Here is a 15,099-nt window from a genome sequence, read left to right as displayed (position 1 = left end):
CTCACCCCCCTCGCCCTGCCACCCCGCCCCGTCTCACCCCCCGGGCCCTCCCTTGACAGCCCCTCCCGTTCCCCCACAGGATCACCCCCGTGAACCTGTCAGACAGCCAGACAGGTGACTCGGTGCCGCGGCGCGTCAGCGCCATGGAAGCGGTGCTCGGTCATCTGCGTACTGCCATCGAGCGCGGCGACTACGCCGTCGGGGACAAGCTGCCCTCCGAGGCGGAGCTCTGCCGTCGCCTGGAGGTCAGCCGACCCGTGCTGCGGGAGGCCCTGCGGGCCCTGCAGACCATGGGTCTCACCGTCTCCCGCACCGGCAAGGGCACCTTCGTCGTGTCCAACGGGCCGGACGAGGACCCCACCTTCGGCGACTACGCGGCCAGCGACCTCCTCGAGGTACGTCGGCATGTCGAGATCCCGGTGGCGGGGTACGCCGCGGCGCGCCGGACGCCCGAGGACCTCGACCATCTCGCCCACCTCCTCGACCGGATGGAGCGGGAGACCGACACCACCGCCTGGGTGGCCATGGACACCCTCTTCCACCTCGCCGTCGCGCAGGCCGCCCAGAACCCGGTCTTCCGGCGCGTGATCGAGGAGATCCGGGACGCGCTGGCCCGCCAGTCGGCGTTCCTCAATGAACTCGGCGGACGCCGCGAGCAGTCCAACCGCGAGCACCGCGCCATCGTCGAGGCCCTGATCGACGGCAGCGAGCATGACGCCACCGACGCCATGGCACACCACCTCGACCGCGTCGAGACCACCCTGACCGCGATCGTGCGCCCCGAGCCCACGGACGCCCCAACGGAAGGCGGAGCCCCAGCGTGAGCGAGCAGTCCATCGACGAGCAGACCGGGCGGATACCGAAGGCGGCCGCGCATGTCGACGCCGGCGACGCGGGGTACAGCAAGTCCCTGAAGTCCCGGCACGTCAACATGATCGCCATCGGCGGCGCCATCGGGACGGGGCTCTTCCTCGGCGCGGGCGGCCGCCTCGCCGACGCCGGTCCTTCGCTGTTCATCGCGTACGCCGTCTGCGGTCTCTTCGCCTTCCTGGTCGTCCGCGCCCTCGGTGAACTCGTCCTCTACCGGCCTTCGTCCGGCGCCTTCGTGTCGTACGCACGGGAATTCCTCGGCGAGAAGGGCGCGTACACGGCGGGCTGGATGTACTTCCTGAACTGGGCGACCACCGGCATCGCCGACATCACCGCGGTCGCCACCTACACCCACTACTGGGGCATGTTCTCCGACATCCCGCAGTGGGTGATCGCCCTGATCGCGCTGGCCGTGGTCCTCACCGTGAACCTCATCTCCGTGAAGATCTTCGGGGAGCTGGAGTTCTGGTTCGCGATCGTCAAGGTCAGCGCCCTTGTGCTCTTCATGCTGATCGGGATCTTCCTGCTCGTCACCCAGCACCCCGTGGACGGCCACTCCCCCGGCCCGTCCCTGATCGCCGACAACGGCGGGATCTTCCCGAGCGGCCTGCTGCCGATGCTGCTGATCATCCAGGGCGTCGTCTTCGCGTACGCCTCGGTCGAGCTGGTGGGCGTCGCGGCGGGCGAGACCGAGAACCCCGAGAAGATCATGCCGAAGGCCATCAACTCGATCATGTGGCGCGTCGGTCTCTTCTACGTCGGCTCCGTGCTGCTCCTGTCGATGCTGCTGCCGTGGAACAAGTACACCTCCGGCGAGAGCCCCTTCGTCACCGTGCTCTCCAACATCGGCATCCCGGCAGCGGGCGGCGTGATGAACCTCGTGGTGCTGACCGCGGCCATGTCGTCGCTGAACTCGGGCCTGTACTCCACCGGCCGCATCCTGCGCTCCATGGCGATGTCCGGCTCCGCGCCCCGGTTCACCGGAGTCATGAGCCGCAGCCAGGTCCCGTACGGCGGCATCCTGCTCACCAGCGGCATCTGTGTGCTCGGCGTCGGGCTCAACTTCGTGGTCCCCGCCGACGCGTTCGAGATCGTCCTCAACTTCGCGGCGCTCGGCATCCTCGCCACCTGGGGCATGATCATGCTCTGCCATCTGCAGTTCTGGCGGAAGACCCAGGACGGCGACCTCGAACGCCCCGACTACCGGCTGCCCGGCTCCCCCTGGACGGAGCTGGTCACCCTCTTCTTCCTGGCGTCCGTCCTGGTCCTGATGTACGCCGACGGGGGCGCGGGACGCACGACGGTGCTGTGCCTGCCGCTGATCGCGGCCGCGCTGGTGGCCGGTTGGTACGGCGTGCGGGGCAGGGTGGCGGCCGTGCGCAGGGCCGGGGCGGACACGTGAGCCGTCTCAGCGCACCTTCCGCGTACGGCCGTTCGCTCACCGAGGCGCCCTCCGTCCGGGAACCGCTGCACGCGCCCGTCGCCCACCTCGTACGCGGAAGTGTCATCGAAGGCACCCACTACGGCTCGGTCGTCGTGCTCGGCGCGGACGGCCGTGTGGAGCTGCAGATCGGTGACATCGAGGTGGCCTTCCATCCGCGCTCGGCGCTCAAGCCCGTGCAGGCCGTGGCGCTGCTGCGGGCCGGTCTTCCGCTCGACGGGGACCTGCTCGCGCTGACCGCCGCCAGCCACTCCGGCGAGGAACGGCATCTCGCCGGGACCCGGCGGATCCTGGAGCTCGCCGGGCTGGCCGACACGGATCTGCGCAACGTCACGGACCTGCCCTTCGACCCGGTCGTCCGCGAGGACTGGATCCGCGCGGGACGGCGGCCGTCGAGGCTCGCGCAGAACTGCTCGGGCAAGCACGCGGCGATGCTCTACGCGGCGCGGCTGCACGGCTGGTCGCTCGCCGACTACCTCGACCCCTCCCACCCGCTGCAGCAGACGATCGCCCGGACCGTCGAGGACCTCACCGGGCAGGCCATCGCCCAGGTGACGGTCGACGGCTGCGGCGCGCCGCTGTTCTCCGTCTCCTTGCACGGCCTCGCGCGCGCCGCCGCCCGGATCACCACGGCCCCGCCCGGCACCCCCGAGGCTCGGGTGGCCGACGCGATGCGCGAGCACGCGGAGATGGCGTCGGGCTCCGGCCGCGACGTCGCCTCGCTGATGCGGGCCGTGCCGGGGCTGCTGACCAAGGACGGCTTCGAAGGCGTGCAGGTCGCGGCGTTGCCGGACGGCCGGGCCGTCGCCGTGAAGATCGCCGACGGCGCGGACCGGGCGCGCGTTCCGGTGACCGCGGCGGCGCTCGCGCGCTGCGGCGTCGACCCGGCCGCGCTCGCCGAGTTCGCCGGAGCCCCGCTGCTCGGGGGCGGGGCGGTGGTCGGCAGCATCCGCCCCGCACGCCCCCTCCAGCCGGCTACGGCGCCGTGCGCTCCCCCTCCCGCCTTGTAAGCCCGACTCACCCCCTCCAGAAGGAAGATCACCACCGCCATGTCCGTCCGCAGCGAGCACGACCTGCTCGGCCACCGCGACGTCCCCGCCGATGCGTACTGGGGTGTCCACTCCCTGCGCGCCAAGGAGAACTTCCCCATCACGGGGACGCCGATCTCCGCGTATCCGCATCTGATCGATGCGCTGGCCGCCGTCAAGGAGGCCGCCGCCCGCGCCAACGAGGAGCTCGGCCTGCTCGAACCGGCCAAGGCGGCCGCCATCGTCGAGGCCTGCCGGGAGATCCGCGACGGCAAGCTGCACGACCAGTTCGTCGTGGACGTCATCCAGGGCGGGGCCGGGACCTCGACCAACATGAACGCCAACGAGGTCGTCGCGAACCGGGCGTTGGAGCTGCTCGGCCACGCCAAGGGCGAGTACGCCTTCCTGCACCCGAACGAGGACGTCAACCTCGGCCAGTCCACCAACGACGTCTACCCGACGGCCGTCAAGATCGGCACGGTCTTCGCGGTGCGCGGCCTCCTCAAGGCCATGGCCGTGCTGCAGGACGCCTTCGCGGCGAAGGCGATCGAGTTCCGTGACGTCCTGAAGATGGGGCGTACGCAGCTGCAGGACGCGGTGCCGATGACGCTGGGCCAGGAGTTCTCGGCGTACGCGGTGATGCTCGACGAGGACCGCAGCCGGCTCGCCGAGGCGGTCGAACTGATCCACGAGATCAACCTGGGCGCGACGGCGATCGGCACCGGCCTCAACGCACCCGCCGGATACGCCGAGTCCGCGCGCCGGCACCTGGCCGAGATCACCGGCCTCCCCCTGGTCACCGCCGCGAACCTGGTCGAAGCCACGCAGGACTGCGGGGCGTTCGTCCAAATGTCCGGGGTACTGAAGCGGATCGCGGTCAAACTCTCCAAGAGCTGCAACGACCTGCGCCTCCTGTCGTCCGGTCCGCGCGCGGGCCTGAACGAGATCAACCTGCCGCCGGTGCAGGCGGGTTCGAGCATCATGCCGGGCAAGGTGAACCCGGTGATCCCCGAGGTCGTCAACCAGGTCGCCTTCGAGGTGATCGGCAACGACGTCACGATCACCATGGCGGCGGAGGCGGGCCAGCTCCAGCTGAACGCCTTCGAGCCGATCATCCTGCACTCCCTCTCCGAGAGCATCACGCATCTGCGCACCGCCTGCCTGACGCTCGCCGAGCGGTGCGTCGTCGGGATCACGGCCAACACGGAGGGGCTGCGCGCGGCGGTGGAGAACTCCATCGGTCTGGTGACGGCGCTGAACCCGCACATCGGGTACGAGGCGGCGACCTCCATCGCGAAGGAGGCGCTGACCTCGGGGCGCGGGGTTGCCGAACTGGTCCTGGAGCAGGGCCTGTTGCCGGCCGAGCGGCTGGCCGAGCTGCTGCGCCCGGAGGCACTGGCCGGGACCCAGGCCCGCTGAACCGGACGCCCGCCCCAACGGCCCGGCCGGGGCGGGCGGTTGGGAACTCCTGAAGTGCGGTGGGCGTCATGGGGGTACGGGCGATGTCGCCCGTCGCCGTGAGGGCGCGCACGGGGGGTGAGGACGCTTGGGAGTTGTGACGGCGCGGGGCGCGGGGGTCGGGGCCCTGGCGGCGACCGGGGCCGCGGTGGCCACGCTGCTCGGGCTCGCGGCGAACCAGGCCTCGTCGGAGGAGAGCTGGCCGGGGCCGCTGGACTGGCTGCGGGAGCACCCCTGGCCGGCCAGCGGCGTGTTGACCGTGGTCGGGGTGGCGCTGAGTCTGTTGCTGCAGCGCCTCGCGGGGGTGCCGCGGGTGGCCGGTCCGCCGCCACCGGCCACGTCGTCGGTGCCCGCCTGGATCGTGGCGCGCACCGAGGCGACGGAAGTGATCGCCGCCTTGTGCGCCCGGCAGCGCGGCACCGTCGGCATCACGACCGCTCTGGAAGGTGCGGGGGGCTTCGGCAAGACGACGCTGGCCGAGGTGGCCTGCGCGGACCGGAAGGTGCGTCGCAGGTTTCGCGGGCGGGTGTTCGTCGTGACGGTGGGGCGTGAGGTACGCGGCCGGGCCGCCCTCGCCGCGAAGGTCGCCGAGGCGACCCGGTTCATCACCGGGGACACCACGACCTTCGACGATCCGGCCCTCGCCGGCGCCCATCTCGGCCGGCTCCTGGACCAACGCGGGCGCACCTTGCTGGTGTTGGACGACGTGTGGGAGCGCGAGCAGCTCGAGCCGTTTCTGCGCGGCGGCCGCAGCTGCGTCCGTCTCGTCACCACCCGCATCCCCAAGATCCTGCCCACCGGGGCATCCCATGTGCGTGTCGACGCCATGTCGCGTGAGCAGGCCCGCGAGGTACTGACCTGGGACCTGCCGCCCCTGCCGCGGCCCACCGTCGAGCAGATCCTTGCGGTGACGGGCCGCTGGCCGCTGCTCTTGCGCCTGGCCAACCGCCTCATCGCCGCGGACGTCGCGACCGGCGCGGATCCGGCCGCCGCGACACGGGACGTGCTCGACCGCCTGCGCGCCCACGGCCCGGTGGGCGTCGACCCGTCAGTGCCGCTGGAACTCGACGACCCGCGGCAGCGGCGCAAGGCCGTTCAGGCGACCGTGGAGTCCGCCACCCGCCTGCTGCCGGCGGGCGGCGCCCTCCGCTTCGCCGAACTTGGCGTCTTCGCCGAGGACGAGGCCATCCCGGTCCCGCTGGTGGCACGCCTGTGGCACAGGACAGGCGGCCGCGGCGAGAGCCAGGCCCGCGAGCTGATCCGCACCCTTGCGAACCTGTCCCTGCTCACCCTCCATCCCGACGGCGGGGGCTTTCTGACCCTGCACGACGTGATCCGCGACTATCTCCGGCGGCAACTCGGGCGCGCCGAACTGGCCGCGGTGAACGTCCGGTTGGTGGACGCGGCGGCCCTCGGTCTGCCGGCCGCCGCCCCGCTCGCCCCGGGCTCGCCGAGCCCCGAAGTGGCGTGGTGGGACACACCGCACGGATACGCGCTCGACCATCTGATCAGCCACTTGATCGCGGCAGGCCGAACGCACACCGCCGAAGCGGTCGCCGGCGATCTGCGGTGGATCGAGACCCGCCTGCACCAGCGCGGCGCCTCCGCGGCGCGGAGCGACCTGGCCCAACTCCCCTCCCCCGACGCCCAGTCCCGCGCCCGCGATCTGTCGAGCGCGGCGCACCTGCTGATGCCCGCCGACCCCCAGCACGCGCTGGCGGACGTGCTCTACAGCCGGCTCGGGCCGCTGCCCGCCTGGCGTGACCAGGTCGCCGCCCGGCAGCGGGACCGCACCACCCCGTCCCTCGTCGACCGGTGGGACCCGCCCGACCTCTTCGATCCCGCGTTGCGCAGCTCTCTCATCCACTCCAGCCCCGTCCGTGCCGTGGCCATCGGCCCGGACGGGACCTGGCTCGTCGGCGGCTGCGCCAATGGCACGTTCAAGGTGTGGGACACCGAGACATTGGCGTGCGTGGAGACAGTGGCGGCCCATGCGGGGGTGGTGACGGCCCTTGCCGTCGCGGCGGACGGCTCGTGGCTGGTCACGGGCGGCGCCGACCATACAGCCAAGGTGTGGGACACGGAGACGTGGAAGTGCCTCGGCACGCTCGCCGGGCACACGGGCGCTGTGACGGCCGTGGCCATCTCCCCGGACGGAACACTCCTTGTCACCGCGAGCGCCGACCACACGGGCAAGCTGTGGGATCCGGTCGCGTTCACGTGTGCGGCCACGCTTGCGCACCACACCCGGACGGTGACGGGCGTCGCCTTCCACCCGGACGGAACGCAGTTGGTGACCTGCAGCGAGGACGAGCCGCTGCAACGGTGGAACACAGCCACCGGGCGCCACATCTCCGCCATCGGCATGACCGATGGCGGAGGTCCGGTCGCGGTGGTGTCGGGTGGGGACGGTCTCGCCATGGTCACCAGATGGGGAGTGGACCTCCTGCCGCACCCGTTCGACGCGCCTTACGTCGCCCCCTCGCAAGTGCGGCACATCGACGACAGCCGCCCCTTGGCGATCGCCTCCAGCAACGACGGAACCCGCCTCGTCACAGCCGAGCTCGACCAGACGGCGAAGCTCTGGAACGTCGAGGGTGAGCACCTGGCCACCGTGACGGGCCATGTCGGCAAGGTGAACGGGGTGACGTTCGCACACGACGGCTCGTGGTTCGCGACCGCCTGCGACGACGAGACGATCAAGATCTGGGACACAGAGGCCCCGTCTGCCGACGAGCCCGGCCGGAGCACTGGACTGCGGGACAGCGGTGATTCAGGCCAGGGAACCGCCGCGCGAAGGGCAGCGATCACACCGGACGGCAGCCGACTTGTCACGCTGCACCCGTCGAACGATCTCCGGATCTGGACCCCGCACGCCGCATCCGTGACCGGCTGGGATGTCGTCTCCTGGGAACAGAACAGCAGGTACAGGTTTCACGCCGTCCTTGCGCTGTCCCCGGACGGCAGGTTCTTGGCCGAGTGCCAGGACGGCCACCGGCCCACTCGCCCCAACTTCTCTTCGTATGCCTACGTCTACGACCTGGCAACTCTCGAGCAGCAGACCTTCCCACGCTTCGGGGTCACCATCACCGCCCTGGCGATCGCCCCGAACCGATCCCAGCTCGTCGTGGGCGACATGGACGGCGCCGTGACGTTCTGGGACCCCGCGGAGGAATCCGAGGCGGCACGGACCCGACCCGGCCACACCGGCCGGGTGACCGTCGCGACCATGGCGCCCGACGGCTCCTGGGTCGCGACCGGCGGCGAGGACAAGAAGGTCAAGCTGTGGAACGTGGCCACCCGGCGCGCGACCACCCTGGCCGGCCACACCGCCCCGGTGACGGCCATCGCCGTCGCCTCTGACGGCACCTGGCTCGCCACCGGCGCAGAGGACGGGAGCACACGGATCTGGGACCGGAACTCCGGCGTCTGCACGGCCGTCCTCACCGGGCACACCGGCCGGGTCACAGCACTGTCGATCACCCCGGACGGACACCGCGTCGCCGTCGTGACCGGCTCGCGGACGCTGCACATCTGGGACCGCGCGACGAGCGGGGCACTGACCCTCATGCGGACGGAGGCCCCGCTGCTCGCCTGTGCCTGGACGGGCGACGGGCACGACCTGATCGCCTGCGGCTCGCGCGGTCTGTACGGCTACCGGTTCCACCCTCGCGGCACGACTCCCGCTCCCGGCCCCGCGGGTTGATCACGCACAATGGCGATCATGACCTCGCCCCTGACCTTCCAGCCCGTCCTCGACCGCATCGCGGCCGAGATCGAGGAGACCCCGGGGCGCGGCCGCCCCGCCGGTTACATCCCGGCGCTCGCGGCCTGCGACCCTGACCGCTTCGGCATGGCCGTCGCCGAGCCGGACGGGACGGTGTACGGGGTGGGCGACTGGCGGGAGCCGTTCTCCACGCAGTCCATCACCAAGGTCTTCACCCTCGCGCTCGACCTGGCGCGCGAGGGTGACGCGCTGTGGGAGCACGTCGGGCGCGAGCCCTCGGGCAACCCCTTCAACTCGCTGGTCCAGTTGGAGTACGAGAACGGCATCCCGCGCAATCCGTTCATCAACGCGGGCGCGCTCGTCGTCACCGATCGGCTGCAGACCCAGACCGGCGACGCGGCGGGCGCCCTTCTGCGCTTTCTGCGCGCCGAGAGCGGGAACGAGCGGCTCGCCATCAACCATGATGTCGCCGCATCCGAGTCCGCCCACGGCGACCGCAACGCCGCCCTCGGCCACTTCATGGCGTCGTACGGGAACATCGACAACCCGGTGCCCGTGCTGCTCGACCAGTATTTCCGCCAGTGCTCCATCGAGGCCTCCTGCGCCGACCTCGCCCTCGCCACCGGCTTCCTCGCCCGCCACGGCATCCGCGCCGACGGCTCGCGCCTGCTCACCCGCAGCCAGGCGAAACAGGTCAACGCGATCATGCTCACCTGCGGGACGTACGACGCGGCGGGCGACTTCGCCTACCGGGTCGGCCTGCCCGGCAAGAGCGGCGTGGGCGGCGGCATCATCGCCGTCGTCCCCGGCCGCTGCACGCTGTGCGTGTGGAGTCCGGGCCTCGACCGGCGCGGCAACTCCGTGGCGGGGGTTGCCGCGCTGGACCGGTTCACGACGCTGACCGGGTTGTCGGTGTTCTGAGGCCCACCCGTGGGTCAGCAGCCCGCCCGTGGGTCAGCGGCCCACCGACGCCGGGGCTGCGGCGTTCGGCGCCTTGCCGGCTTCCTCCGTACGCATCCAGACGGTGCGCTGCGGGAAGGGATGCTCGATGCCCGCGGCGTCGAGGGATTCCTTCACGCGGCGGCGCAGTTCACGCGTGACGGACCACTGCTTGAGCGGGGCGGTCTTGACGACGAGGCGTACGACGATGGCGTCGACGTCCAGCGACTGCACGCCCCAGACCTCGGGGTCCTCCAGGAGCACCTTCTCGAACTGCGGGTCCTCGCGCAGCGCGTGGCCGGTCTCCTCCAGGACGCCGAACAGGGTCTCCAGGTTGGTGTCGTAGGCCACGGAGACGTCGAGGACCGCGCGGGCCCAGTCCTGGCTGTCGTTGCGCACCCGCAGGATCTCGCCGTTGCGGATGTGCCACAGGCCGCCGTTGATGTCCCGGACCTGGGTGAGGCGCAGGCCCACGTGCTCGACCTCGCCGACGGCTTCCCCGAGGTCGACGGAGTCGCCCACGCCGTACTGGTCCTCGAGCATGATGAGCATCCCGGACAGATAGTCCGCGACCAGGCTCTGCGCGCCGAAGCCGATCGCCAGGCCCACCACGCCCGCGCTGGCGAGCAGCGGGCCGAGCGCGATGCCGATCTGATCGAGGATCATGGCCAGGCCCATCACGGCGATGACGACGGTCACGATGCTGCTGAGCACCGAGCCGATGGTGCGGGCCCGCTGCTCGCGCCGCTCGTCGGCCCGGGACGGGTCACGCTGCAGGACGGCCGGGCCGCGGGTCGAGCGGCTCCGTCCGTTCTCCCCTTCGGCGGGCTGCAGGATGCGTTCCACGACGCGGGTGATGGCTCGCTCGGCCAGCGCGCGCACGAGCATCGCGGCCACGACGATGACGAGGATGCGCAGCGGGATGCCTATCACGGCGCCGAGATTGTCCTCGATCCAGTCCGGGGCGGCGCTGTGGGTCAGGAGAGGCGACGCGGACGCGTCGGTGGGTGACACGGGAAATGCTCCACTCGCTAGGTGCGTGTGCTGATCGGCGCGCCGAACGTAGTTCCGGTTCTTGACGCCGGTCAAAAGATGTGGCGGGCACGTGTGAGCGAGGTGAACGAGGTGCGGGCGCCCGGCCGTTGCGGGCCCCGCCCGTGCGGCGCGCGGCTCAGGCCGTGACGGCCGTCAGGAGCACCACGGCGTCCGTGACCGCGGTCAGGCCGTGGCGGTCCGGCGGGATCGGCAGGAGCTGCCCCGCGACGAGCGTGACGTCCCCGGCGGCGGCCGTCAGCCGCACCGTGCCGCGCAGCACCTGCAGGGTCGCGGCGACGGGCCTGCTGTGCTCGTCGAGGGCATTGCCCGCCGTCAGGGCGATCACGCTCTGCCGCAGCGGAGGCTCGCTCAGCAGCAGATGGGCGCTGCGCCCGTGCGCGGAGCCCTCGGCCCGCGCCAGGTGCTCGTCGGCAAGGAGTTGCAGGTCGTACGTCGTGGTCATGCGACCCAGCCTGTCGCGCGGGCCGTGGGCCCGCGATCCATCGGGTCCGAACGGGTCGCGGACGTACGTCAGGAGCAGTGCCGCGACCCGATCCGCAGCTGCAGCCAGCAGGCAAGCCGGTCGTCGGGGGCATCGAGGTCGAGGCCGAAGACTTCCCGTACGCGCCGCAGCCGGTACTTGAGGGTGTTCGGGTGGATGTTGAGCCGGCGCGCCGCATCGCCGACGTTCCCGACGGCGTCCAGCCAGGCCGTCACCGAGGCGGCGTACCGCGTGTGATGGGTGCGGTCGTGGTCGAGCAGCGCCTCGACGCCGGGGTGGCGCAGTCGCGGCCGGTGGTCCAGCGCGTCCGCGAGGTGGGCGATGAGCACCTGGGCGTGTACGTCGGTCAGCGCGGCTACGTCGGGGCGCTCGGGGTCGCCGGTGGTGACCCGGAGGACGTCGTCGGCCTCGGCGCGCAGCTCGGACAGTTCCGTCAGGTCCGTGGTGAGCCGGCTGACGGCGGCGCGCGGCGGCCGGGTGCGCGGGCGGGAGACGGCGGCGAGCGCCCGGGCGGCCTGCCGCCGGGCCGCTTCCAGGTCGTCGGCGGGCAGCAGGACGTACACGGAGCGAGGGCCGGTGGAGACCGCGGCCTCGGGACGTACTGCCGAGAAGTGCCTGCCGAGGTCGGCGCCCAGGCGTGCGAGGAGCGTCCCCGCCTCCGTGGCGGGAGGCAGCGGGGCGAAGGCGAGCACGGTGACCTGCGTGCCTGTCGGCAGGCCGAGGCGCTGAGCCGTCTCCCGCACCGGCGCGGTGCCGTCGAGCGCGGCGCGCAAGGTCTGGTCGCGGGCGTGCAGTTCCAGGGCGGCGGCGCTCCGGCGGCGCAGCAGGTGCAGGGCCGCGGTCCCGGCCCCCTCCAGCAGGGCCCGTTGCCCGGCGTCGTCGAGGGGCGCCTGGTCCACGATCGCCCAGATCGTGCCGAGGGGAAGGTCTCCGGCGCGGATGGCGACGGCGGCGCGCGGCAGTTCGCCGTCGGCGAGGCCCGGCAGCGCGAGGACACCGGGGGCGGCAAGGACGTCCCGGTACTGGCGCTGCTGCCGGGCGGTCTGAGCGGCCGGCTGGTCGGGGACCTGGCGGCCGAGGATGCCCTGGCGGCGCAGCTCGTCGATGCGCTGGCCCGGCAGTGTGGAGTGGGCGAGCACCCGGGTGTCCAGGTCCTCGATGGCCACCGATCCGCCGATGACCGCCGCGATGGCGTCGGCGAGCGCGAACAGCTCCTCGCCGCTCGCGTCACCGCCTTCACTGATTGGCGATCCCGACCATTCCATGGCCGGATCCTAGGCGATCGCGACAAGGCGGCTGGAGCGGGGCGGGCTCCAGCATGGTGCGACCGGTCCCCGGCTCGGGGAGACCGCAGCGCATGTACGGAGGAAGACCATGGCCATCCCGGTCGCGCCGACCACCCAGCCGCACCCGTCGCCGGAAGCCTCGGCGGCGGCGCTCCTCGGGCTGTTCCCGCCGGGGACGGCGCTCGCCGATGACGGCGGCCTGGTGATCGGCGGCTGCCGGGCGACCGACCTGGCGGAGCGCTTCGGCACGCCCGCGCTGATCGTCGACGAGGCGGCACTGCGCGACCGCGCACGGCGGTACGCGCGTGGGCTCGCCGCACGGTGGTCCCATGCGCGGGTGGCATTCGCGTCCAAGGCGTTTCCGTGCACCGCCGTGTACCGGCTGCTCGCCGACGAGGGGCTGAGCATCGATGTCGCGAGCGGCGGTGAGCTGACGCTGGCCCTGGCGGGCGGGGTCGACCCGGCTTCGCTGGTGGTGCACGGGAACGCCAAGACGGACGCCGAGCTGCGGATGGCGGTGGAGGCGGGGGCGGGCCTTGTCGTCATCGACAACTTCGACGACATCGACCGCCTGGAGCGCATCGTCCCCGGCTCCGCCGAGCAGCCCGTTCTCGTCCGGGTCACCCCCGGCATCCGTCCCGACACCCACGCGGCGGTCGCCACCGGACAGGAGGGATCGAAGTTCGGCCTGACGCTGCCGCAGGCCCGCAAGGCGATCGCCCGGCTGCGCGGAAGCGACCGGCTGCGCCTTGACGGCGTACACGTCCACATCGGGTCCCAGATCCTCGACACCGATCCGTTCGCCCGGGCGGTGGAGGCCGTGGCGGATCTCGGCGCCTTCGCCGTCTACGACCTCGGCGGCGGCCTGGGCGCGCGCTACACCTACGACGATCACCCGCCCAGCGTGGAGGAGTACCTCGACGCGCTGGTGGGTGCCGCGCGCCGCGTGCTGCCCGCCGACGCGCAGCTCGTGATCGAGCCCGGCCGGTCCATGGTGGCCGAGGCCGGGGTGACCCTCTACCGCGTGGTCACCGTCAAGGACGGCGAGCCGACGTTCGTCGCCGTGGACGGCGGGATGGGCGACAACCTGGAAGTCGCCCTGTACGGACAGCGTTTCGAGGCCACCGTCGCCACTCGCGTGGGCGGCGGCGACCCCTGCGATCTGGTGGGCAGGCACTGCGAGTCCGGCGACAGCCTCAGCACGGGCGTGCGGCTGCGCGACCCCCGGCCCGGGGACGTGATCGCGGTGCCGGCCACCGGCGCGTACTGCTTCTCGCTCAGCAACAACTACAACGGCGCGCTGCGGCCGCCGGTCGTCTTCTGCGCCGACGGCGACGCGCGCGCCGTGGTGCGCCGCGAGACGTACGACGACCTGCTGCGCCGCGACATTCCCTGAGCTCCGCCCTCTCCCTGTTGTCCCTCTTCCCCGTAGGAGCCTCGATGCCCGTTCGGCCGACGCTGCGTCAACAAGCGCTGAGGCGCAAGCCGTTGCACACCTTCACCACGGAGTCGGACGGGGTCGGCGGGCTTCGCCGCACCATCGGTCCCTTCCAGCTCACGATGATCGGCGTCGGCGCCACCATCGGCACCGGGATCTTCTTCCTCCTCGGCAGCGCGGTGCCGGAGGCGGGACCTGCCGTCGTGGTGTCGTTCGTCCTCGCGGCGGCCGCGGCGGCGCTCACCGCGCTCTGCTATGCCGAACTGGCATCGGCGGTACCGGTGTCCGGCTCCTCCTACTCCTACGCGTACGCCACGCTCGGCGAGTTCGCGGCCTGGGCGGTGGGCTGGTGCCTGCTCCTCGAGTACGCCGTCTCGGGCGCCGCGATCGCGGTGAGCTGGGGGCAGTACCTCAACGACTTCACCGAGCGCCTCTTCGGGTTCCGGATGCCCGAGGCGATATCGGCGCCACCGGGCGCGGGCGGACTGATCAACCTGCCCGGGGTGGTCCTGGTGGGCCTGTGCTGCCTGCTGCTTGTGCGCGGCGCCAAGGAGTCGGCGGTGTTCAACACCGTGATGGTGCTGGTCAAGCTCGCGGTGCTCGCCCTGTTCGTGGTGGTGGGGATCACCGGCTTCGACGCCGGCCACTTCCAGCCGTTCGCTCCCCTGGGCGTGGCGGGCATCGGCACGGCATCGGCCACCGTGTTCTTCGCCTTCATCGGCCTGGACGCGGTCTCCACAGCCGGCGAGGAGGTCCGCAACCCCCGACGCACCCTGCCGCTGGCCATAGTCGCCGCCCTGGTCGTGGTCACCCTCACGTACATCCTGGTGGCCGTGGTGGGTGTGGGCGCGCAGCCCTGGACGGCGTTCGAGGGGCAGCAGGCCGGGCTCTCCGCCATCCTCGCCTCGGTCACCGGAGCCGGCTGGCCCGCCGTGCTGCTCTCCGCGGGGGCGGTCCTTTCCATCGTCAGCGTCACGCTGGTCGTGCTCTACGGACAGAGCCGCATCCTGTACACGATGGGCCGTGACGGCATGCTGCCCGCCGCGTTTCGCCGGGTGAGCCCGCGCACCGGCACACCGGTGTTCAGCACGCTCCTGACCGGCGGTTTCGTCGCCGTCCTCGCGGCGGTCTTCCCGCTGGACCTGCTCGCCGACCTCACCAGCATGGGCACTCTGGCGGCCTTCGCGGTGGTGTCACTCGGCGTGCTCATCCTGCGCCGTACGGCCCCGGACCTCGACCGCGGTTTCCGGGTCCCCGGCTATCCGGTGGTGCCGCTGCTCTCGCTCCTGGCCTGCGGCTATCTGATCCATGAACTGCCGCTCGGCACCTATCTGTTGTTCGGCGGCTGGCTGTGCCTGGCCCTGGCCGTCTACCT

Annotated in this window: 11 protein-coding genes; 8 read left to right on the top strand and 3 right to left on the bottom strand. The window is 72.0% G+C overall.

The genetic code is table 11. The features are described 5' to 3' along the window. Window positions 1-89 precede the first annotated feature (89 nt). The 6 genes from ACFWY6_RS35420 to ACFWY6_RS35395 all read left to right on the top strand — a co-directional run bounded on the left by ACFWY6_RS35420 (window position 90) and on the right by ACFWY6_RS35395 (window position 9,445). Complete coding sequence (locus ACFWY6_RS35420) at window positions 90-824, top strand: FadR/GntR family transcriptional regulator (protein WP_384699471.1); 735 nt, start codon at window positions 90-92, stop codon at window positions 822-824. Further along, window positions 821-2,272 (top strand): amino acid permease, encoded by a 1,452-nt coding sequence (locus tag ACFWY6_RS35415; protein ID WP_384699468.1) that lies wholly within the window; start codon window positions 821-823, stop codon window positions 2,270-2,272. Before ACFWY6_RS35420 ends, ACFWY6_RS35415 begins: the two co-directional genes overlap by 4 nt. Further along, complete coding sequence (locus ACFWY6_RS35410; RefSeq protein WP_384699466.1) at window positions 2,269-3,321, top strand: asparaginase; 1,053 nt, start codon at window positions 2,269-2,271, stop codon at window positions 3,319-3,321. Before ACFWY6_RS35415 ends, ACFWY6_RS35410 begins: the two co-directional genes overlap by 4 nt. A gap of 39 nt (window positions 3,322-3,360) precedes the next feature. Then, window positions 3,361-4,758: an aspartate ammonia-lyase gene (aspA, locus tag ACFWY6_RS35405; protein ID WP_384699464.1), complete on the top strand. Its 1,398-nt coding sequence runs from the start codon at window positions 3,361-3,363 to the stop codon at window positions 4,756-4,758. Window positions 4,759-4,894: 136 nt separating this feature from the next. Beyond that, window positions 4,895-8,503 (top strand): NB-ARC domain-containing protein, encoded by a 3,609-nt coding sequence (locus ACFWY6_RS35400; RefSeq protein ID WP_384699474.1) that lies wholly within the window; start codon window positions 4,895-4,897, stop codon window positions 8,501-8,503. A 9-nt stretch (window positions 8,504-8,512) separates the two neighbouring features. Beyond that, window positions 8,513-9,445: a glutaminase gene (locus ACFWY6_RS35395; RefSeq protein WP_384699461.1), complete on the top strand. Its 933-nt coding sequence runs from the start codon at window positions 8,513-8,515 to the stop codon at window positions 9,443-9,445. A 33-nt stretch (window positions 9,446-9,478) separates the two neighbouring features. Here the strand turns inward: ACFWY6_RS35395 and ACFWY6_RS35390 are convergent, their stop codons facing one another. From ACFWY6_RS35390 to ACFWY6_RS35380, 3 genes are all read right to left on the bottom strand, one after another. Then, on the bottom strand, window positions 9,479-10,477 hold the full coding sequence (locus ACFWY6_RS35390) for a mechanosensitive ion channel family protein (protein ID WP_384699459.1): 999 nt from the start codon (window positions 10,475-10,477) through the stop codon (window positions 9,479-9,481). A 157-nt stretch (window positions 10,478-10,634) separates the two neighbouring features. Then, complete coding sequence (locus ACFWY6_RS35385) at window positions 10,635-10,961, bottom strand: cupin (protein ID WP_384699455.1); 327 nt, start codon at window positions 10,959-10,961, stop codon at window positions 10,635-10,637. Between the two features lie 68 nt (window positions 10,962-11,029). Continuing rightward, window positions 11,030-12,265 (bottom strand): PucR family transcriptional regulator, encoded by a 1,236-nt coding sequence (locus ACFWY6_RS35380; RefSeq protein ID WP_384699452.1) that lies wholly within the window; start codon window positions 12,263-12,265, stop codon window positions 11,030-11,032. A 109-nt stretch (window positions 12,266-12,374) separates the two neighbouring features. On the opposite strand from ACFWY6_RS35380, the gene lysA reads away from it, so the two are divergent. Both lysA and ACFWY6_RS35370 read left to right on the top strand, forming a co-directional pair. Continuing rightward, complete coding sequence (gene lysA / locus ACFWY6_RS35375; protein WP_384699449.1) at window positions 12,375-13,682, top strand: diaminopimelate decarboxylase; 1,308 nt, start codon at window positions 12,375-12,377, stop codon at window positions 13,680-13,682. Window positions 13,683-13,726: 44 nt separating this feature from the next. Further along, the coding region (locus tag ACFWY6_RS35370) for an APC family permease (protein ID WP_384699446.1) at window positions 13,727-15,099 on the top strand (1,373 nt) is incomplete at its 3' end.

Source organism: Streptomyces sp. NPDC059037, assembly GCF_042740015.1.
In the GTDB taxonomy this organism is placed as follows: Bacteria; Actinomycetota; Actinomycetes; order Streptomycetales; family Streptomycetaceae; genus Streptomyces.
Note: the sequence above shows the minus strand (reverse complement) of the source record. Positions and strands in the feature narration are given on the sequence as shown.

Excerpts from the sequence above, each read along its gene's own strand:
- ACFWY6_RS35380 (WP_384699452.1), bottom strand. The coding sequence starts at position 12,265 with ATGGAATGGTCGGGATCGCCAATCAGTGAAGGCGGTGACGCGAGCGGC.
- lysA (WP_384699449.1), top strand. The coding sequence starts at position 12,375 with ATGGCCATCCCGGTCGCGCCGACCACCCAGCCGCACCCGTCGCCGGAA.
- aspA (WP_384699464.1), top strand. The coding sequence starts at position 3,361 with ATGTCCGTCCGCAGCGAGCACGACCTGCTCGGCCACCGCGACGTCCCC.
- ACFWY6_RS35395 (WP_384699461.1), top strand. The coding sequence starts at position 8,513 with ATGGCGATCATGACCTCGCCCCTGACCTTCCAGCCCGTCCTCGACCGC.
- ACFWY6_RS35385 (WP_384699455.1), bottom strand. The coding sequence starts at position 10,961 with ATGACCACGACGTACGACCTGCAACTCCTTGCCGACGAGCACCTGGCG.